General features: G+C 41.9%; 24 protein-coding genes. 10 read left to right on the forward strand and 14 right to left on the reverse strand.

The annotated features are described in order from the left end of the window. Nucleotides 1-16: 16 nt before the first annotated feature. Nucleotides 17-751: a hypothetical protein gene (locus tag ACVHUV_RS16565; RefSeq protein WP_462085341.1), complete on the forward strand. Its 735-nt coding sequence runs from the start codon at nt 17-19 to the stop codon at nt 749-751. 146 nt (nt 752-897) lie between these two features. Continuing rightward, complete coding sequence (locus ACVHUV_RS16570) at nt 898-2,076, forward strand: pyridoxal phosphate-dependent aminotransferase (RefSeq protein WP_462085342.1); 1,179 nt, start codon at nt 898-900, stop codon at nt 2,074-2,076. A gap of 248 nt (nt 2,077-2,324) precedes the next feature. Here the strand turns inward: ACVHUV_RS16570 and ACVHUV_RS16575 are convergent, their stop codons facing one another. From ACVHUV_RS16575 to ACVHUV_RS16590, 4 genes are all read right to left on the reverse strand, one after another. Beyond that, on the reverse strand, nt 2,325-3,176 hold the full coding sequence (locus ACVHUV_RS16575) for a GNAT family N-acetyltransferase (RefSeq protein ID WP_462085343.1): 852 nt from the start codon (nt 3,174-3,176) through the stop codon (nt 2,325-2,327). Between the two features lie 120 nt (nt 3,177-3,296). Then, complete coding sequence (locus tag ACVHUV_RS16580) at nt 3,297-3,737, reverse strand: hypothetical protein (protein WP_317942697.1); 441 nt, start codon at nt 3,735-3,737, stop codon at nt 3,297-3,299. An 8-nt stretch (nt 3,738-3,745) separates the two neighbouring features. Continuing rightward, complete coding sequence (locus tag ACVHUV_RS16585) at nt 3,746-4,078, reverse strand: ASCH domain-containing protein (protein WP_371389275.1); 333 nt, start codon at nt 4,076-4,078, stop codon at nt 3,746-3,748. 163 nt (nt 4,079-4,241) lie between these two features. Beyond that, nucleotides 4,242-5,033 carry a FixH family protein gene (locus tag ACVHUV_RS16590; protein WP_462085344.1) on the reverse strand — a complete coding sequence of 264 codons (792 nt, stop codon included), beginning with the start codon at nt 5,031-5,033 and terminating at the stop codon, nt 4,242-4,244. Between the two features lie 160 nt (nt 5,034-5,193). Here ACVHUV_RS16590 and ACVHUV_RS16595 point away from each other — a divergent pair, with 160 nt between their 5' ends. The 8 genes from ACVHUV_RS16595 to ACVHUV_RS16630 all read left to right on the forward strand — a co-directional run bounded on the left by ACVHUV_RS16595 (nt 5,194) and on the right by ACVHUV_RS16630 (nt 11,250). Continuing rightward, complete coding sequence (locus tag ACVHUV_RS16595) at nt 5,194-5,871, forward strand: response regulator transcription factor (protein WP_462085345.1); 678 nt, start codon at nt 5,194-5,196, stop codon at nt 5,869-5,871. Further along, complete coding sequence (locus ACVHUV_RS16600; RefSeq protein ID WP_462085346.1) at nt 5,871-7,295, forward strand: sensor histidine kinase; 1,425 nt, start codon at nt 5,871-5,873, stop codon at nt 7,293-7,295. The genes ACVHUV_RS16595 and ACVHUV_RS16600 overlap by 1 nt, the downstream gene beginning before the upstream one ends. Continuing rightward, nucleotides 7,288-7,857 carry an SCO family protein gene (locus ACVHUV_RS16605; protein WP_317942689.1) on the forward strand — a complete coding sequence of 190 codons (570 nt, stop codon included), beginning with the start codon at nt 7,288-7,290 and terminating at the stop codon, nt 7,855-7,857. The genes ACVHUV_RS16600 and ACVHUV_RS16605 overlap by 8 nt, the downstream gene beginning before the upstream one ends. A gap of 69 nt (nt 7,858-7,926) precedes the next feature. Further along, nucleotides 7,927-8,238 carry a hypothetical protein gene (locus ACVHUV_RS16610; protein WP_317942687.1) on the forward strand — a complete coding sequence of 104 codons (312 nt, stop codon included), beginning with the start codon at nt 7,927-7,929 and terminating at the stop codon, nt 8,236-8,238. A gap of 82 nt (nt 8,239-8,320) precedes the next feature. Continuing rightward, nucleotides 8,321-8,641 carry a YflT domain-containing protein gene (locus tag ACVHUV_RS16615; RefSeq protein ID WP_317942686.1) on the forward strand — a complete coding sequence of 107 codons (321 nt, stop codon included), beginning with the start codon at nt 8,321-8,323 and terminating at the stop codon, nt 8,639-8,641. A gap of 112 nt (nt 8,642-8,753) precedes the next feature. Continuing rightward, complete coding sequence (locus ACVHUV_RS16620) at nt 8,754-9,134, forward strand: hypothetical protein (RefSeq protein ID WP_317942685.1); 381 nt, start codon at nt 8,754-8,756, stop codon at nt 9,132-9,134. Between the two features lie 280 nt (nt 9,135-9,414). Further along, a complete protein-coding gene (locus tag ACVHUV_RS16625; RefSeq protein ID WP_462085347.1) occupies nt 9,415-10,845 on the forward strand; it encodes a tyrosine phenol-lyase in 1,431 nt (476 codons plus the stop codon). Nucleotides 10,846-11,124: 279 nt separating this feature from the next. Continuing rightward, complete coding sequence (locus tag ACVHUV_RS16630; protein WP_462085348.1) at nt 11,125-11,250, forward strand: hypothetical protein; 126 nt, start codon at nt 11,125-11,127, stop codon at nt 11,248-11,250. Between the two features lie 89 nt (nt 11,251-11,339). On the opposite strand, the gene rlmN is transcribed toward ACVHUV_RS16630, so the two are convergent. The 10 genes from rlmN to hisZ form a co-directional block, all read right to left on the reverse strand. Further along, complete coding sequence (rlmN, locus tag ACVHUV_RS16635) at nt 11,340-12,410, reverse strand: dual-specificity RNA methyltransferase RlmN (RefSeq protein WP_371389268.1); 1,071 nt, start codon at nt 12,408-12,410, stop codon at nt 11,340-11,342. A gap of 107 nt (nt 12,411-12,517) precedes the next feature. After that, entirely contained in the window at nt 12,518-12,709 is a 192-nt protein-coding gene (locus ACVHUV_RS16640) for a hypothetical protein (RefSeq protein ID WP_317942680.1), read from the reverse strand. A gap of 76 nt (nt 12,710-12,785) precedes the next feature. Beyond that, nucleotides 12,786-13,841, reverse strand: coding sequence for a histidinol-phosphate transaminase (gene hisC, locus ACVHUV_RS16645; RefSeq protein WP_462085349.1), 1,056 nt, complete (start codon nt 13,839-13,841; stop codon nt 12,786-12,788). After that, nucleotides 13,834-14,469: a bifunctional phosphoribosyl-AMP cyclohydrolase/phosphoribosyl-ATP diphosphatase HisIE gene (hisIE, locus tag ACVHUV_RS16650; RefSeq protein ID WP_462085350.1), complete on the reverse strand. Its 636-nt coding sequence runs from the start codon at nt 14,467-14,469 to the stop codon at nt 13,834-13,836. The genes hisC and hisIE overlap by 8 nt, the downstream gene beginning before the upstream one ends. Nucleotides 14,470-14,475: 6 nt before the next feature. Next, a complete protein-coding gene (gene hisF, locus ACVHUV_RS16655) occupies nt 14,476-15,237 on the reverse strand; it encodes an imidazole glycerol phosphate synthase subunit HisF (RefSeq protein ID WP_462085351.1) in 762 nt (253 codons plus the stop codon). Continuing rightward, complete coding sequence (hisA, locus tag ACVHUV_RS16660) at nt 15,234-15,950, reverse strand: 1-(5-phosphoribosyl)-5-[(5-phosphoribosylamino)methylideneamino]imidazole-4-carboxamide isomerase (RefSeq protein WP_462085352.1); 717 nt, start codon at nt 15,948-15,950, stop codon at nt 15,234-15,236. Before hisA ends, hisF begins: the two co-directional genes overlap by 4 nt. Before the next feature lie 13 nt (nt 15,951-15,963). After that, nucleotides 15,964-16,548 (reverse strand): imidazoleglycerol-phosphate dehydratase HisB, encoded by a 585-nt coding sequence (hisB, locus tag ACVHUV_RS16665; RefSeq protein ID WP_462085353.1) that lies wholly within the window; start codon nt 16,546-16,548, stop codon nt 15,964-15,966. Then, a complete protein-coding gene (hisD, locus tag ACVHUV_RS16670) occupies nt 16,545-17,825 on the reverse strand; it encodes a histidinol dehydrogenase (RefSeq protein WP_462085354.1) in 1,281 nt (426 codons plus the stop codon). The genes hisB and hisD overlap by 4 nt, the downstream gene beginning before the upstream one ends. After that, the gene (gene hisG, locus ACVHUV_RS16675; protein WP_317942664.1) at nt 17,822-18,451 is read right to left on the reverse strand and encodes an ATP phosphoribosyltransferase; all 630 of its coding nucleotides are present in this window, start codon (nt 18,449-18,451) and stop codon (nt 17,822-17,824) included. Before hisG ends, hisD begins: the two co-directional genes overlap by 4 nt. Then, on the reverse strand, nt 18,439-19,650 hold the full coding sequence (gene hisZ / locus ACVHUV_RS16680; RefSeq protein WP_462085355.1) for an ATP phosphoribosyltransferase regulatory subunit: 1,212 nt from the start codon (nt 19,648-19,650) through the stop codon (nt 18,439-18,441). Before hisZ ends, hisG begins: the two co-directional genes overlap by 13 nt. Between the last annotated feature and the right edge of the window lie 66 nt (nt 19,651-19,716).

Consider the following 19,716-nt stretch of genomic DNA (forward strand, 5'->3'; position numbering starts at 1 on the left):
AAAAGAGGGATTCTTCTTGCCTTCCGCGCAATCCAATTGGTATATACGATTTGGGTGTCTTGCACCAATAATAGGAATTGGCTTGTTAGTCTACTTGTTAAATACGGATGCCATCATTCCTGGCTTCACTTTCTTTGCGCTGTTCTTTGGGTTCGGTGTATTGTTCTTGAATTTGTCAATTAGAGCAGAACAAAAAGTGAAGCAGAAACAGCTCGATTATTTGAATTCATTTAAACCTACTTCACCCAATTACAACGAATCACACGCATTTGTCTCCTATGATTTATTGTCCAAAATAGCTGTGGATGAAAAAAATCGCCGCATTTACTTTTGGGAACCCGAAACAAGTGATGGAAAACCGCTTACAAAAGCGTATTTACATATGCCTTATACGGTTAAATCGTATACATACCAACAACTATTAGCTGTTGAATTGTTTGAAAACGGGACAAGGCAACAAACTGTCGTGAATGAAGCACCAAAAACGATCGAAAGAATTGAGGAACTTGGTCAATCCGTCGAGCAAATCATTACGAACAAGTCCACCTTAATCCGAAAGGTCATTTATCGTAAAGTGGCAACGTTGGAAATGAAAGTACTGCTTGATGATGAGAAAAAGCCTTATCGCATTGTCCGGTTTTACTCCAATCTTGATAAACGGTTAAAACGCAAATCAGCAAGCTATACATTAGTAAAACAAGACGCCGAACATTGGATTTCATTATTGACTTTTGTCATGAATCAAAAATAATCATAAGCTGCTATCCTTGACTGTTAAAGGATTAGCAGCTTTTTTGTCGAGCTCATGTTCATGTTGAGTTTACTATGAAGCATATAGTAGAATGAAAGCAACACCTAGTCAGACAAGTTCAAAAAATACGAAAAAGAGGTTATTACATGTTGATTTCGAACCGTGTGAAGAACATGCCACCCCATTTCTTTTCTACATTAGTAAAGAAAGTAGAGGCTGCCAAAGCAGCAGGAATGGACATTATTAATCTTGGCAGAGGTAATCCAGACCAACCGACACCCCCGCATATCATTACAGCACTACAACAAGCAGCCGAGCGCCCAGATACCCATGGCTATTCACCGTTTAAAGGGATTCCACAATTTAGACAAGCTGTGGCAGATTTCTACAAACGGGAATATAACGTCGAAGTAGATCCTGATACAGAAGTTGCCATCATCGGTGGTTCCAAAATCGGGCTCGTGGAATTGCCACTCGCAATGATGAATGAAGGGGAGCTGCTCTTATTACCAGATCCCGGATATCCGGATTATTTATCAGGCGTCAGCTTGGCGAATATCCGCTATGAGACGATGCCCCTTCTTGAACAGAATGGTTTCTTACCGAATTTCAACTCCTTGTCAGATGAAACTCGAAGACAGGCAAAAATGATGTATCTGAATTACCCGAACAACCCGACGAGCGCGGTGGCAACCATACCGTTTTTTAACGAAACAGTCTCTTTTGCCAAAGAAAATGCGATTTTCGTCCTCCATGATATGGCGTACGGTGGTATTGGATTTGACGGTCAAAAACCGGTTAGTTTCTTACAAGCTGAAGGAGCAAAAGAAGTTGGCATTGAAATGTATACATTGTCCAAAACGTATAACATGGCCGGCTGGCGTGTTGCATTCGCAGTGGGCAATGCGGAAATGATCGAAGCGATTAATCAAATCCAAAATTATTTATTCATCAGTATCTTCCCTGCTATTCAACATGCGGCCATTGCAGCGTTAGCCGAAGACCAGACATGCGTGAAAGAGTTGACCGCATTATATGAAGGACGACGGAATATGTTAATTGATGAATGCAGACGGATCGGATGGGCAGTCGATGCACCGAAAGCTTCCTTCTTCGCTTGGCTTCCCGTTCCAGAAGGCTATACAAGTGAGACGTTTGCCGATATTTTACTTGAAAAAGCAGGTGTCGTCGTTGCACCAGGTCATGGTTTCGGGAAACACGGTGAAGGATACGTTCGCGTTGGTTTGTTGGCGAGCGAAGAGCGGATAAAAGAAGCGGTTGGACGGATTGAGAAGTTAGGGATATTTTCGAATAGTTGTGTTTGAGCTTTTGTAGAAAACGGAAGGACGGGTTGCGACGTCCTTCTTTTTTTGAGTGCATTGTGAGAGTAAAGTCCTAAAATGATCGATAGAATTGTGAAAGTGATTGATAGAAACTCATAAGTGATCGATAGAACGATAAAAATGTTGAATAGGCTGGATTTTTAGAGGAGTTTCTCCTATTTCAACGCAAAAACCCAGATTTTTATTCACATAAAAAACCTCTCCCTCAGGAAAGGCTTCAGTTTGAAACTTTAGCACTCTGTAAACCCAATATGAACCGAATCAGCAATTCGTTTATAGCCAATTTCTTGATAAATTTTGTTTGAAGTCGGATTTAACATGTCTGTATACAAAACACAGAATTGATAGTCCTTTAACAATTCCTTGGAACCTTCCAGGACCATTGTTCTTGCATACCCTTTTTTTCGTTCTGCTTTCGGTGTAAACACTAAGGAAACTGTGACACTATTTTCTGTTGGTCTTGCTTTCTTCATCATGGAAACAACTTTTCCATTGTTGACCCAAAGAAATATTTCCTTTGCTGCAATGAAAGTAGCGGCACGTTCTTTAACTGTAGATTGTGGACTTTTAGGTAGATGTGTATCCTCTTCAAAAAGTGTAATCCACTCTTCAATTAACGGACTATCCTCTTCAGTGGCAAACCGCCATTCCCCTGGACTCAATTGTAACGAGTCATCGACTTCATCTAATCGATAAAGTCCTTGATCCATCAGCATCTTCTGCTGCTGACCAGTTGTTGTACACCATTCACTCGCAAAGAGGGACGCCCACGGTTTCAAACTAATGACACCCGGAACCTCCACATTGCTGGCGACCAAGTTATGAATCAGGAAGGAAATCACTTCTTCCATTCGACTTTCATTCACGATGACTACGTTCAAAGGGTGCGGCGGTGTCATTTGGACAATAGCTAAAATGTCATTGCCTTCTTCTACAGTAGCAAGAAAAGGGTTTTCATATTTTCCTTGTTTAATTGCCTGAAGAACTCCTAAAAATAGGCTGAACACGTCTTCTTGTTTCATGACAATCGGTTCAGCAATGCTAGCAAACTTCTCTGCATCATGATAGCGCGTCCATTGCATAATCGTTTCCCCATTTCTTTTCTATGCATTATAGCTTGAAAGGTTTGAATTGTCACCTTTGCACATAAAAAGGATGTGCACCATTTATGCACATCCTTCCAGTACATGATGCATATAAAATCACCATAATACCGGTTTTTGAACCATTAGCCACAGCATGACTAACATTAGCACGATATAGATCCAACATGTCCGTTGTAGCCTTGTCAAAATGACTTCCTTGTTGTTTGAGGATAAATAATAGTTTTTTAATACTTTCGAAAAGCCAGTCGCTAGGAAAAATCCGGAAATGAGCAAGACGATAAGCGTTGCAATGACCCAGGATGTATACCATGGCCAAGGCCCAAGAAGTACAAGTAAAACGCCAGTGCCCACAAGAACGTGACCAGCGTGCATGACCAAACGAACCGTTACATAAATTATGGACAAATAGGCACTTTCGTATGGAAGTTCACTTCTCCGTAACCGCTTAATGATTGGCAACAGCAGAAATAATGGTCCGATTGCGAGGACGGCGGATACGACATGGGCATAGACGAGTGCGCCATAAAAATAGTTCATCGGTTAACTTACTTTTCAACTGGGCTGAACTCGTGGACCCACACCTTCATTGTCGGCAGCCAAGGCATCTTTGGGTGCAAGGCAAGAATGGATTGTTTATAGTCTTCCAACGAAGGATACCCTTCTTGCTTTGCGTGTTCATCCGTCATTTCGCCAAGTTGTTGACGGTATAATTTATCGACTTTGAATTGTTTCCCATCCAATTCCATAATCTCATCTGGATAAGCATAGACACCATTTCTTCGGGTAGCTGTTTTCTCTCCCTTTAACACTCTTTCAACATCTGCTGGCACGGTTACAAGCCGCTCCACTGAACACGTTTTTTCTGGATATTCCATCATAAACAATCACCGCTCCTTTTCTAGTAGTTCTATTTTATATGGAAGACGTAATTATATCCATTTTTTTATTCCCATTCATTATGCCACTAAAAAACAAGAGCCGTTGAGACTCTTGTCAGTTGCTACATCATTCAATTGAAATTCAGCTGAAGAAATCGTTACTTTACTTCACTTCAACTGTGTACTCTTCATGCTCATGCAATCCATCATCGTTTTTCACATGTATTTTCACAACGTAAGAGCCCGCTTTTTCAAAAGTGTGAGTTGCTGTATATTCACCAGCTACCGTTTCCGATGCATCTACCCATAAATGCTTATCGCCAAGTACTTCACTAGAAATTTCATACCGTACATCTGCTTGTTCAAGTGGTTTACCGTCAATTTGTAAGTGTGTCATCAGTTCAGTTCCAGCAGTCGTCGTTGGGTTTTCGGGATTTACAAAATGAAGGGCAAAACCATCCGTATGCCCATGTTCATGCGCGCCGTGTCCTTCTTCATGTCCCTCACCGTGGTCATCACCGTGCCCTTCCTCATGCGTCTCTTCTGCAGAAGCCCCATGGCCGATTGTCACTTTTTTCACAGGCATCGAATGCAATTGTTTCGCATCAACATGGGATTGGATATGAAACAAGCCATCATGGTCAAACGTCGTTTCTGCTGTGTATGAACCATCCTTTTCATTTACAGCATCGATCATAATAGAATCTTCTTTTTTCCCTTCTTCCCACACTTCAAATACAACTTTGTCGGCATCTTCTACTTTTTCATCCCCATAAGTGACAACCGCTTCCATCGTAACCGTTTCGCCAATTTCAGCTTGTTCCGTAACAGTGAGTTCCACGTCTAATGGGAGCACTTCTGTAGAAGACCCCTGATCTGCCTCTTCGGCTTTTCCGCATGCTGCCAATACGAGCAATCCTACCAGTAGTCCGATTGCACTCAATTTTTTCTTCATTCAAAAGACCTCCACATTCATTTATTTACACAAACATTTTTTGTTCAGTATGATAGTATCAAGTAAATAAGAAATTACTATGAAGTCACTCACTTCACAAGTATTTCATATATTCCAGCTACTATTTACCATAATCATGAAGCTGAAAAGAGGGTCGTGTATGAAACCTTATTCAATATTAATCATAGATGATGAACCACAAATGAGGAAACTTATTCGCACGTTTTTAGAACGAGACGGTTATACAGTCGAGGAAGCGACAGACGGTGTAGATGCCTTGGCGAAGGTGTATAAAATGCAACCGCATTTATGTATTGTTGATGTGATGATGCCTTATATGGATGGGTTTGCTTTTGCAAAAGAGATGAAACGGACAACAAACATCCCTCTACTATTTTTGTCGGCTAAAGGGGAAGAATGGGATAAAATCGAGGGACTGAAACTTGGTGGTGACGATTATGTCGTCAAACCGTTCATGCCGGGTGAATTACTTGCACGCATCGAATCGGTCTTGCGAAGAACGTATCAGCAAAACACCACCTCACATATTTTGAGGATTGGTCCACTCGTCATTGATCATATGGCGCATACGGTTCAATTAAACAATCAACCTTTATCGTTGACGTTAAAGGAATTCGGCATCCTGGAAACGTTAGCAAAAAACGCTGGCCGTGTCTATACGAGAGAGCAATTATTGGAACTTGTATGGGGAGACCAACACCAAAGTACCGATCGTACAGTTGATACACATATAAAAACACTCCGACTCAAAATGGGTGAATCGGGTGGTTTGATCGAAACAGTATGGGGCATCGGCTATAAATTTGAGGTGAAATGATGAAAAGGCTCACCTTGAGCAAAAAAATATTAGCCATACTTCTTGCGAGTATTGCTTTTACGATCCTTTTTTCTTTTTTCTTTCTCCACTTCCTTTATTCCAACTTGTATTTGTCGAGCATTGAGGAATCCATTATCTATCAAGGGAAGCGGACCACTTCGCACTATCATTATGGCGAATTAAGTGAAGAGATTATTGAAAAGATTCAATGGTACAACATTGTTTCTGAATATGAAATCATTGTAGTGGATGAATTGGAAGAGTTAACTTCATACTTCCCGTATAAAATCAACACAAAGGATTTAGTGAATGCTTCTGACTATGCCAAGCTTGAAAAAGGTTCTTACGTCTTAAAAGAAGGCTATGTGGAGGAATTGGATCGTGAAATACTTGGTGCCATCTTTCCAATTAAAGGCGAGGACGGTCTAATCGGCTTCATTTATATTTATGTACCGCTCGCTGCCATTCAAGATGTTTTTCGAGAAAGCATTCCCTTGTTGCTCATTGTCGGATCGCTGTTCTTTTTCATTCTTTTTCTAATCATTAATCGCGCTTGGCGATCGTTGTTCAATCCGTTACGTCAGTTGCAGCAATTTTCAACGGAAGTGTCAAAAGGCAACTATCAGAATCGAATTGCCGTAGAACGTGAAGATGAGATCGGACAACTGGCGAACGCTTTTAACTCGATGAGTGAATCCTTGAAGCAACAAGAGGAACGTAAGAAAGAATTCACGTCAAACATTGTCCATGAATTACGGACGCCGTTGACGTATATCGGTGGGTATACACAAGCGTTAAAAGACAAAATCTACTCTTCACCTGAAGAAGCAGAAAGCTATTTAAGCACGATTGAAAAAGAGACGGGTCGTTTAAACAAACTCATCAATGATTTAGTGGAGCTCAATCATTTGCAAGGTGACTTATACGTTTTAAAGCGCGAACCGATAGCATTAGCACAAATCGTATTGGATACACTTCATTTATTCCACGTGCGAATCGCTGAAAAAGGGTTACATTTAGAAACAATAATTGAAGAAGACATTGTCATCATCGGTGATGCACAACGGATTCAACAAGTTTTCTACAACGTTCTTGATAATGCCGTAAAGTATTCAACGAAGAGTGGAAAGCTACTTGTTCACTTGAAAGAAGATGGACAATTTGTTGAATTCATAGTGACGAATGAAGGAATATCCATTGCAACGGAGGATTTACAACGACTCGGAGAACGTTTTTTCAGAACCGATAAAGCACGGAATCGAACAACAGGCGGCTCGGGTCTCGGACTATCTATTGTTAAAGAAATCGTTCGATTACATGGTGGCACATTCACAATTACAAGCGATCCTGTTACAGGAACGACTGTGAATATACGCATCAATCGTACACCGACTGAACAGAAAGATGGGATGTCTAATGAATAATCGCAAATTCATTCACTTGCTCCTTCTGACGCTGGTACTGTTAGCAGCTTGTAGTTCGCCTCAACAGTCTGGTAGGCAAATCGCATCCTTTTCATTTACGGATCAAGATGGAGAATCTTTTGGTACAGATGATTTAAAAGGTGAGGTTTGGGTTGCCAATTTTATTTTCACTGAATGTGAAACAGTCTGTCCTCCAATGACGTTTGAAATGGCAGAACTTCAACAAATGGCTAGCGAGCAAGAGTTGGACGTTCAATTCGTTTCTTTTACGGTTGATCCGATGGTTGATACACCTGAAAAACTCAAAGCATATGTGACACAATTTACGGAAGATGATTCGAATTGGCATCTTTTGACGGGCTACTCTCAAGAAGCCATCAAAAACCTAGCGTTAGAACAGTTTCAAACTATCGTTCAAAAACCTAAAACGTCCGACCAAGTCATTCATGGGACAAACTTTTATTTGATCAATCCAGAAGGTTTTATTGTAAATGAATTTAACTATGCAGAAGATGATTTTGAAGAAAAGTTGCTAAAAGAAGTGAAGCGTTATCTACAATGATGGTGATTCTTTGGAACGGGAGTAAAAATCTGATAGCATAAGAACAAGACTTGCCCGGGAGGAATCCACTTGACTGAACCGAACAATGCCCCAATTTCAACATTGACCTACTTCACAATCGAGCGGTCGATTGAATGGTTTCAACAGAAACAGGAACAACAAGCAAACAGCATGACGTTGCATGTAGAGATGGTAACAACGTCAGAGCGTACCTTTTCGTTGGAAACTGTTCTGGATATGTCCTATCGCCCTTTTTCCAACGGCACTGGCCTCTTTTATCTCCATACAAACCAAGGTGTGTTCACATACGGCGTCCAAACGGATCCGAAAGAATTCATGAGCGCCTATCGTAGATTAAAAGGCAATTCGATCGAATACTAACTGGACTTTGTAAACGTTCCTTGTTTAAAAATAGCGTATTGAGGTATATATACAACAAATACGATATGGAGGTAATGTTGACATGACAGTTAAGAGAATTGTAGAAAATGCCGTACAAGCAAAAAGTGAGATTGAAGAATTGACGCGCCAAGGTTTTACACATGACGACATCTATATCTTCGCGCATGATAAAAAACGATCTGATGATATTACAGACGCACTTGATACAGAATCTGTCGGGATGCAGGAACAAGGCTTCCTCGATAGTATGAAAAACATGTTTTCTTCACGCGGTGACGAGTTACGTAACAAGATGGAAGCAGCTGGTTTGACAGCTGAAGATGCTGCTGATGCGGAACGTGAACTTGATCACGGTAAACTTGTATTGATTGCACGTAAATAATAATGATTGTTCGACAGCTCGCACTAGTCTACTAAGTGCGAGCTGTTTTCCATTTCCCTACCCTCCTCCCCCGTTTTCTTGTATGATATGTACGGAGAGAGGGTGCGAAGTTATGGACAGTAAATTATGGAAAATCGGCTTTTTTACAGGGCTGACTTCCTTCGTTCTACTCATTTTGGGTATACGGACGATTTTAGGAACAGAATTGACATTTAAAAATTATTTAGCATTCGGCGTATTTAGCTTGACCGTTGGCATCATTGCGGCTGTCATGCTCTTTTACAACATGAAAATCGCTTACAGGGTTTTCATGGTAGCGCTTGTACTTGCCTTTGCAGAGTTTTTTAGAAGCTTCCTTATGAATACAGACGGATTTGGCGACGTCATTGGTGTTTTATCGTTATATATGATCACTTCATTCGGTTTTGGTGTAGCGATTATTGTTCAATTTATTGTGATTGCGATTCGTAAGATGAAGGGGAAAGAATCTTAATTGTCTAAGCAACCTACTTACTCTTTTAAGTGGGTTGTTTTTTTGTCGTGAGTAAAAGCCGTGACGAAGAACGGCTTTTGCGAGTAAAGCGTAGCGTTAGGAGCAAAGATTCACCAAGGCTGCCTTAATTTTAATCAGCAATTTTACAGCATATTCATAGAGGATTAGTCATTCAAAATTTGTCGTATTCACACTACTATTGTCGAACTACTTTTAATAGATTGAACATTAAAGCGGTACTCGCTATAGTATGAAGGGGGAGAAAATAAAAAAGGGGTTGATGAATATCAAACGTAGGACAGCAGAACCGTACAAGATTAAAAGCGTGGAAACGTTATCGATGTTGTCGCGTACGGAACGTGAAGAATCATTGAAGCGTGCTGGATTTAATACGTTTCTCATTGATTCGCAAGATGTGTATATTGATTTACTAACCGATAGTGGAACAACAGCCATGAGTGATGCGCAATGGGGAGCGCTCATGACGGGAGACGAAGCGTACGCTGGCAGCAAGAGCTGGAAACAGTTAGAGCAGGCAGTGCGCGATGTATATGGCTATGAATATGTGTTACCGACACATCAAGGGCGTGGAGCAGAGAATATTTTATCGCAGTTAAAAATCAAAGAAGGCGATTTTGTTCCTGGCAATATGTATTTCACGACGACTCGTGCTCACCAAGAAATGAATGGCGCTACATTTGTCGATATTATCATTGACGAAGCACACGATCCTTCGATCAACCTTCCTTTTAAAGGTAATGTTGATCTAACAAAACTACAAGCGTTAATTGATAGAGTTGGGGCTGACAAAATTCCTTATGTTTGTCTTGCAGTCACTGTGAATCTAGCTGGCGGACAGCCAGTTAGTATGCAAAATATGAAGGATGTCTATGAACTGTGCCAATCCTATTCGATTGACGTCATGCTCGATGCGACGCGTTGTGTTGAAAACGCTTACTTCATTAAAGAGCGAGAAGATGGGTATGGGGATCGTACGATTGCGAGCATTTTGAAGGAGATGCTTTCCTATTCGGACGGGTGTACGATGAGTGGAAAGAAAGATTGTCTTGTCAATATCGGCGGATTCCTAGCGATGAATGATGAGGATCTCTATATTCGGTCACGTGAACTTGTCGTCGTCTATGAAGGGATGCCTTCTTATGGTGGGATGGCAGGACGTGATATGGAAGCAATGGCGATCGGGATTCGTGAAGCTGTCGATGATCATTACATTGAACACCGGATCGGCCAAGTGCGCCATTTAGGGCAACAATTGTTGGATGCAGGCATTCCAATTGTTCAACCGATTGGTGGTCATGCGGTATTCCTGGACGCTAAAGCTTTCCTCCCTCACCTTGCCCAAGAAGAATTTCCTGCTCAGGCGCTTGCGGCGGCATTGTATGTAGATTCGGGTGTACGGAGCATGGAGCGTGGCATTGTGTCTGCTGGTCGAGATATTCAAACTGGGGAGCATATAAAGCCGAACTTGGAATTAGTGAGGTTGACGATTCCACGACGTGTGTATACGAATAATCATATGGATGTCGTCGTGGATTCGATTTTGTCATTGTACGAAAAGCGGGATTGGATTTGCGGATTGAAGATGGTGTATGAGCCACCGACATTACGGTTCTTCAATGCACGCTTTGCACCGTTGGCAGAAAGCGGGAAACTAATCGATGAAGAGAATAAAGTAAAGCAAATTTCTTGAGTGGATTTTTGGGAGGAATGCGGCGTTTTGGGGAGATATGCGGCGTTCTGAGCGGGTTATGCGGCGTTTTGGGGAGATATGCTGTTTTCGGGATAAATATGAGCCGTTTCGGAGCGATATGCGGCGTTCCGGGAGATTATGAGCCGTTATAGGATAATTTCTCTTTCTAAGGATTGGAATGAAGAACAATCTGACACGCGCGGAGTTCTTTGACATGAAAGTTCACTATCGCGCCAAATGCTTTTAACAAACTAGTGTTTCATTTAATGTGAAGCGTTTATGACAGACAGAATAACGGTTTTCCAGACGGCTTCATTGACAATCAAGATGATTCAACATGAACTAAGCGACATTGCTGCCATCTACCGAATGAAAACGTGTGTTAAAACGAAAGATATTTTTTAAACAAATCCATAAATGTAAAAAACCAGTAATTTTTATTGTAAGCAAAAAAAGTAGAGTAGGAATTATTCATTCCTTCCTCTACTTTTTTATCATTTTGCTTTTTCTTTGTCTTTTTTAATTTGCTTACTGCGGAGCTGACCGCATGCTGCATCGATGTCTGTTCCGTGTTCAAGACGGACGCCGCAGTTAATGCCGCGTTTCTTTAATGTTTCATAAAACGCTTTAATCGCTTCAGGTGTACTGCGTTGGTATTGTCCGTGTTCGTCGACTGGATTGTATGGAATCAAGTTGACATAGGACAAGTGGCGTTTTTTATAAAGTAGTTTCGCCAATTGTTCAGCTTCTGCTACGTGATCATTTACATCATTTAGCAAAATGTATTCAAATGTAATTCGACGATTTGTCGTCTCCAAATAGTAGTCAATTGCATCCATCAGTTTTTCGATTGGATATGCTTTGTTGATTTTCATTATGCTTGTTCGCAAATCATTATTCGGCGCGTGCAAAGAGACGGCCAAGTTGATTTGAATGTTTTCATCCGCAAAGTCACGGATTTTAGGTGTTAATCCACTTGTTGAAACCGTAATGTGACGTGCACCGATTGAAAGACCTTGTTGGTCATTGACAACTCGAAGGAAGCTCATCAAGTTCGTATAGTTATCGAACGGTTCTCCGATTCCCATAACGACAATATGACTGACGCGTTCATCTTCGCCAAGTTCATCCAAATGCGCTTGCACCATCATAATTTGACCAACGATTTCGCCTGCATCCAAATCGCGGTTCTTTTTCAATAATCCACTTGCACAAAAACTACATCCAATGTTGCAACCGACTTGAGTTGTTACGCAGACCGATTGACCATATGGGAATTTCATCAGTACCGTTTCGATTAGATTCCCGTCTTGCATTTTGAAAAGGAATTTAATCGTTCCGTCATCGGATACTTGTTTGACCGCTTGCTCCAATGTCTGAATCGCAAAGTTCTCCTCTAACAATTGAAGACAGTCTTTATTTATATTTTTCATGTCTGCAAAACTGCTGACCCGCTTTTTGTAAAGCCAGTCCCATACTTGTGCAGCACGGAATTTCTTTTGTCCATTGTCCACTAACCAAGTTGTTAGCTGTTCCAACGTTAACCCGTAAATTGATTTTTTCATGTCAATTCCTCACTTCTAAAGTTCGCATTCAGTAAGTATAACATATTTAGCATGAAAACCGAAGAAAAAAAGCTGGATTTCTTGAATCACAGCTTTTGTTTCTTCTCTTATTTTGGTTCATTCGCTTGTTTTTTATCCTGCTTAATTTTCACTGTGAGGACGAACACATTCAACAATGCAAGCACTGAAAACATAATACCGATACCTGTTTGTCCAGTTGTGAAACGATCAAAGGCAAAATAACTCAAAAAAATGATTAGTGCAACGTCAATATATTTAGGCATATTCATGATAGACACCTACCTTCTCCAGGATAATTTCCCTTTACTAGTAGTATAACAGTCTATCACAATTCTTCGACAACAAATTTTTTATCTACAGTATTTTCCGTAAAGTTGTAAGGAGCATTTCCATTTGTTCATCGGTACCAATTGAAATGCGTAAATAGTTGTCAATGAAAGGTGCATTGAAATGACGGACGAGGATGTTATTTTCCTTTAACTGCTTATACAACGTCTCCGCTTGAACAGATGCATGTGTTGCAAAAACAAAGTTTGTCTTCGATGGCAAAACGGTGAATCCAACTTGTTGAAGCGCGGATATTGCTAACTCTCGCGTCTGTACAATTTTTTCAGTTGTCCTTTTGAAATATGCATCGTCATCAATTGCAGCAGTAGCCGCCACCATTGCTAGTCGATCTATCGTGTAGGAATTAAATGAGTCTTTAATACGCATTAATGCGTTAATTAATACCGGATTACCGATTGCATAGCCAACGCGCATTCCTGCTAAGGATCTGGATTTTGAAGTCGTCTGGACGACGAGAAGATTGTCGTAACGGCTAATTAGTTCAATCGCGGAATTTCCCCCGAAGTCGATGTAAGCCTCGTCAACGACTACGACTGTGTCAGGATTCTTTTGAAGAATCTTTTCGATGGACGATATGTCCTCATAGAGACTAGTCGGTGCATTTGGATTCGGAAGGATGACACCGCCTTCGGAATGAAAAAACGCATCTACATCCAATGTAAAGTCGTCATTCAATGGTACCGTTTCATACGGAATTGCAAACAACTTTGCATAGACCGGATAAAAACTATACGTTACTTCTGGAAATCTAATCTTCTTCTGTTGGTGAAAAAAAGCCATGAATGAAAACGCGAGCACCTCATCCGAACCGTTACCGACAAACACTTCTTGTTCTGTAACACCGAAGTGGCTTGCAATGACGGAACGCAGTGGGGTTGCACTTGGAGAAGGATACTTCTGTAACTGTCCATCCATTTCACGTAAGATTGCTTCTTTCACACGCGGGCTAGGAGGATACGGGTTTTCATTTGTATTCAATTTAATAATGTCCGGTCGATTCAGTTGCTCGCCGGGCACATACGGCTCTGTCCGTTTCACCATGTCACTCCAATAGTTACTCAACACGCAACACTTCTTTCTTCGGCCTTCGATCCCGAAGCACTTTTTTCACGTCCTCCACTGACACTTCTAACAACTCCATCAAAACAAGTGTATGATACGTTAAGTCTGCCAACTCATTCGCCAGTTCATCTTTGTCACGATTTTTCGCTGCGATGACCACTTCAGTCGTTTCTTCACCAATTTTTTTCAAGATTTTATCGACGCCTTCTTGGAATAAATACGACGTATAAGAACCCTTTAAAGGATTGTCTCGTCGTTCTTTAATTTCACGGACAACTTCACCGACAACGCTGTTAACCGAAGGCTGTTCTTCTTGAATTGTCTGAAAGAAACAGGATTGTTCCCCTGTATGGCAGGCCGGACCATTGGGCTCCACTTGTAAAAGTAGAGTATCGTTATCGCAATCCAATGAAATGCGTTTGACGAGTTGGCGATTGCCGGATGTCGCGCCTTTATGCCACAATTGTTGTCTGGAACGACTATAAAACCAAGCCTCTCCTGTTTCAAGCGTCCGTTCAATCGCTTCTTTGTTCATGTATGCGAGCATAAGCACTTCTCCTGTTTGCTCGTCTTGCACAATCGCAGGAAGTAACCCGTTTTCGTTAAATGAAAGTGTATTGATATCCATAATCGCTCATCCTTTTTGTCCGACAAGGAGATTTTGTTGTTGTAAATAGGCTTTTAATTCACCAATATTGACTTCTTCAAAGTGGAAGACGGATGCAGCAAGTGCAGCGTCTGCTTTACCTTCAGTAAGCACTTCAGCAAAGTGTTCAAGCTTCCCTGCACCGCCACTTGCAACAATTGGAATGTTTACTGCCTCAGCCATCGCTTTGTTCAACTCGATGTCATAACCGTCTTTTACACCATCTTCATCAATGCTGTTGACAACGAGCTCTCCTGCACCGAGTTGTTCGCCTTTTATCGCCCACTCAATTGCATCGATTGCGGTCTCTTCCATGCCGCCTTTAGCAAACACTGTCCATTTGCCTGGCCCCGTTTTCCGCACGTCCATCGATAGCATGACCTTCTCCGAGCCGAACCGCTCAGCCACTTGTTGAATTAAAGACGGATTTGTTAGTGCGGCACTGTTTATGGATACTTTATTGCCACCTAGTGAGAAGATTTTCTCTACATCTTCAATGGTACGAATACCTCCGCCGACGATGAAAGGAATGGGTACTTCTTTCGCAATCTCTTCGATTAGGTCCAGAAACATCCCACGATTTTTCGTAGAAGCAGAAATATCATAGAATACGAGTTCATCTGCACCATCCGCGACATATTTTTTCGCTAATGTAAGAGGATCTGCCACTTCTTGTACATCTAGAAATTTCTTCCCTTTGACGACTTTTCGATTGTCGACATCCATACACGGAATAATACGCTTTGTCATCTGCTATTCGCCTCCATTACGGTTTCTAATGATATGTTTCCTTCATACAATGCTTTTCCGATAATCGCTCCGTACAGCTGCATGTCTTTTAACTTTGCAATATCCTGTTCCGTCGATACGCCACCCGATGCAATAATGTCGATATGTGATGCTTCATGCATCAACTGCAGTTCCTGAAAGTTCGGTCCTTGCAACATCCCATCTTTTAAAATATCCGTATAGACAACGGTTTTAATGCCAATCAGCGCAAGTTCTTTTAGAAGGTCAACAGCTTTTACAGCGCTCGTTTCAGTCCAGCCATTTGTCGCCACAAATCCATTCCTTGCATCGATTGACACTGCAATTTTCTCTCCAAACGTTAGAACTGCCTCTTTGACGAATGCCGGATTCTCGATGGCCGCTGTACCAATGATGATGCGGCTGACGCCTAGATCACAATACGCCTCGACCTGCTCCATCGTTCTAATTCCGCCACCAACTTGTATGGGAACTGATACAGATTGCACGATTTCTGCGATCGCTTTTTCATTCAATGAATTCCCTGTTTTCGCACCGTCCAGATCGACGACATGTATATAGGTAGCACCTTGTCGTTCCCATTGCTTGGCCATTTCAGATGGGGAATCATGATAGATCATCTCCTTACCGTAATCCCCTTGGACTAGACGGACACATTTGCCGTCCCGAATATCAATCGCTGGAAATAAAATCATTCATTACGCCCCCTTATAATGTCCCTTTTGTGGAAGGTATCCCTTTAATGTCCGGATTAATTGCACTCGCTAAACGCAACGCTCTGCCAAAACTTTTAAAGACCGACTCGATGATATGATGGCTGTTTCTTCCATATGCCAAATTAATATGCAACGTAACACCTGCGTGCCGAGTGAACGCCAAGAAAAATTCCTCGACGAGTTCCGTATCAAATTCGCCCACTTTTTCTTTTAAGCCTTCCACGTTATAAACAAGGAATGAGCGCCCACTAATATCGAGAGAAACGGTCGCTAACGCTTCATCCATCGGAGTCGATACCGTTGCATAACGTTCAATGCCTTCTTTTGAACCGATACTCGCTTGGAAAGCTTGCCCTAGTACAATTCCGACATCTTCTACTGAATGGTGTTGATCGACAATAAGGTCCCCTTTGCATTTCACAGTCAAGTCGAATCTGCCGTGACTTGCGAACAAAGTCAGCATATGATCAAAAAAACCAACGCCCGTCTCCAAATTGGTTTTGCCTGTACCATCAATTGCAAAGTCCAAGTCAATCGTCGTTTCTGCCGTTCGACGTGTAAGCTTTTTACTTCTCAATTCCGCTCCCCCTTCCGCACGCGTATCGATTGTGCATGACCGCTTAACCTTTCCGTTTCTGCCAATACGATGATATCGTCGGCAACTTCCTCAAACGCCTCTTTTGTATAATGAATGATGCTAGATTTTTTCATGAAATCATAAACGCCTAACGGTGAAGCAAAAACTGCCGTACCACTTGTCGGCAACGTATGATTCGGTCCTGCGACGTAATCACCTAACGCTTCAGGAGAATAGTCACCTAGAAAAATTGCCCCTGCATTTCGAATGAACGGAAGTATTTCCATCGGGTTTTGCACCATGATTTGCAAATGTTCAGAAGCGATTTCATTCACAACATCGATCGCTTCTTGTACTGATTCGACGACGACAATACGACCTGCATCTTCTATCGATTTAGTTGCGATTTGTACGCGATCCATCTGCTTTACTTGTTTTTGCACTTCAACCGCTAACTTGTCAGCAAACACTTTATCTGTCGTGACACAAATAGCCGCAGCTTGCTCGTCATGTTCCGCTTGAGATAATAAATCCGCAGCGACATATACCGGATTTGCCGTTTCATCTGCCAAAATACAAATTTCACTTGGACCTGCGATCATATCAATCCCGACATCCCCGAATACCCATTTCTTCGCGCGCGCCACATACGCATTTCCGGGCCCAGTAATTTTATGTACTTTCTCAATGGTCTCCGTGCCGTACGCTAGCGCCGCAATTGCTTGCGCTCCACCGACTTTGTACACAATATCCGCTCCAGCTTCACGTGCTGCCACTAATACAGCAGGGTTGACAGAGCCGTCTGCTTGAGGTGGCGTCGTAATGGCAATATGCTGAACACCAGCAATTTTCGCCGGAATCACATTCATCAGTACGGTAGATGGATAAGCCGCTTTCCCCCCTGGTACATAGACACCAACTCGTTCAATCGGCGTCACCTGTTGGCCAAGCATCACACCTTTTGGTTGTTGAATGAACCAAGAGCGTTCTTTCTGTTCTGCATGGTAGGTAGCTATCCGCTGTTTCGCTTGAACGAGAGATGATAGAAACGCATCTGACACATTTGCATAGGCCTCATCAATTTCTTCATCGGTAACGATGAAAGATCCGATATCGACCCCATCAAACTGTTTTGTATATGCTTTTATCGTAGCGTCCCCATTTTTACGGACTTCTTGAAGGATTGCTAGTACCTGTTGATCAATTGCAAGATCCACAGATTGTAGATTGCGAATCCGCCACTCTGTCAAAAATTCCGAAGCACGTAGTATCTTCACGTGCTCACCCCCATTCCTTCTTTCACACTCCCAATTAGTTGTTGAATTACAGCCGTTTTAATCGCAAAGCTTGCTTTATTCACAATGAGTCTTGCGCTGCTATCGGCAATTTCTTCAAGAACAACTAATCCATTCTCTTTTAACGTCTTTCCAGTTTCTACAATATCAACGATGACATCTGCCATTCCAATCAATGGTGCCAGTTCGACAGATCCATTCAACGTTATGACATCTGTGCGAATCCCTTTATTCGTAAAAAACGTCTTAGCTACATGTGGATATTTTGAAGCGACTGTCAGTTGTGTGTTTGGATACGGTCCTGGAAAACCTGCAACGACAAGTTTACAAGCAGATATCCGCAAATCTACCATCTCATACACGTCTTTTGGATCTTCGAGCAGGACATCTTTCCCGATAATCCCGATGTCAGCTGCACCCTTCTCCACGTAAGTCGGAACGTCTACAGCCTTCACAAAAATCAATTTCACTTGACCAGAATCATCGGTCAACACTAATTTCCGACTATCATCCTGTAAACTCGAAAAGTAGATGCCTGCTTGTTCAAAAAGCTTCATCGCCTTCGTTGCAGTGCGTCCTTTTGCCATAGCAACCGTTAACTGTTCCACAGAAACACTCCTTTTTGCACAAAATCCTCGATGCTTGTAAATTGTTCCACGCTCCCATTTTTGTGAATCGTCTTCTTCCCTTCCCGGATATGAATGGTGAACGTACTGTTTTCTGCTTGTAACCGTTCTTTCGTATAAGGAACCGAAACGACTTTGAATTGTCGATTGCGCAAAGCAGTTGCCAGTTCAATCGCTTGTGCTAACTCATCGTGTTCATAAAAGATCGTTACGTCAACTAAAGATTGTGGTGCATGATTTGCATACAGTGCGTTCACAATGGATTCGATATCACATGCGAAACCGATAGCAGGTAGTTCAGCCCCGAATGCTTTGCCAAGATCATCGTAGCGTCCGCCCATTAAGACCGGTTTACCAACCCGTTCAACATAACCTTGAAAGAGAACCCCAGAATAATAGTCCATATCATTAATTAATCCAAAGTCTATGACGAGGTAGTCTTCTAAGCCATAGAGTACTAATATTCTGTAAACCTCTTCGATATATGCGATCGTCTGTTGCATGTCAGGTGCAGTTAAAATCTGCTTTGCACGTTGCAACACGTCGTGTGGTTTGCCATAGAAAGTCGGAATTTGTTCTACAGCATGTATCATTGTCTTGTCTACCGAAAGAGAAGCCAGAAACGGTCGTAGTTCTACTATATTTTTCGCTTGAATCAACGACTTTAAGGAATTCTGATTGTGCTCGTCAAACCCAAGCCCTGCAATCAAACTGTTCAAAATGGCTGCATGGCCAAGTTCAATTGTGATGTTCTGCCATCCTAAGTCCTGCATCGTTTGAATCGCCAATGCAATTACTTCGGCATCAGCTTCTGGAGAGCATTGGCTAAAATACTCAACTCCGGCTTGTGTACGCTCCGTTTTCATCGATTGCCCAACTTGTTGTCTAAATACTTCCTGAATATAAAAGAAACGGTATTCTCTTGTGAGTTCGTTTCGGTCATGAGACAATTCCTGAGTAAGCGGAATTGTCACTTCAGGTCGAAGAACGAGTACTTCCCCATTCGTGTCAATGACTTTCACCATTTCTTGCCGTTTCACCGAGCTCGTCACATGTGAATACAAATCGTATTTTTCAAATGCAGCTGTTTTCATACGTGCATAACCGTATGTCGCAAATCGTTTGCTTAACAGATCGATGACTTGTGTATATTGCTGATTTCGTTGTAAAAAAGTGTTCAATTCCGGCACCCCACTTTGTCACTTCATCACTTTACTTAACTAAAGTTATAAAGTACTATAAGACTA

This window comes from Sporosarcina saromensis (assembly GCF_054901285.1).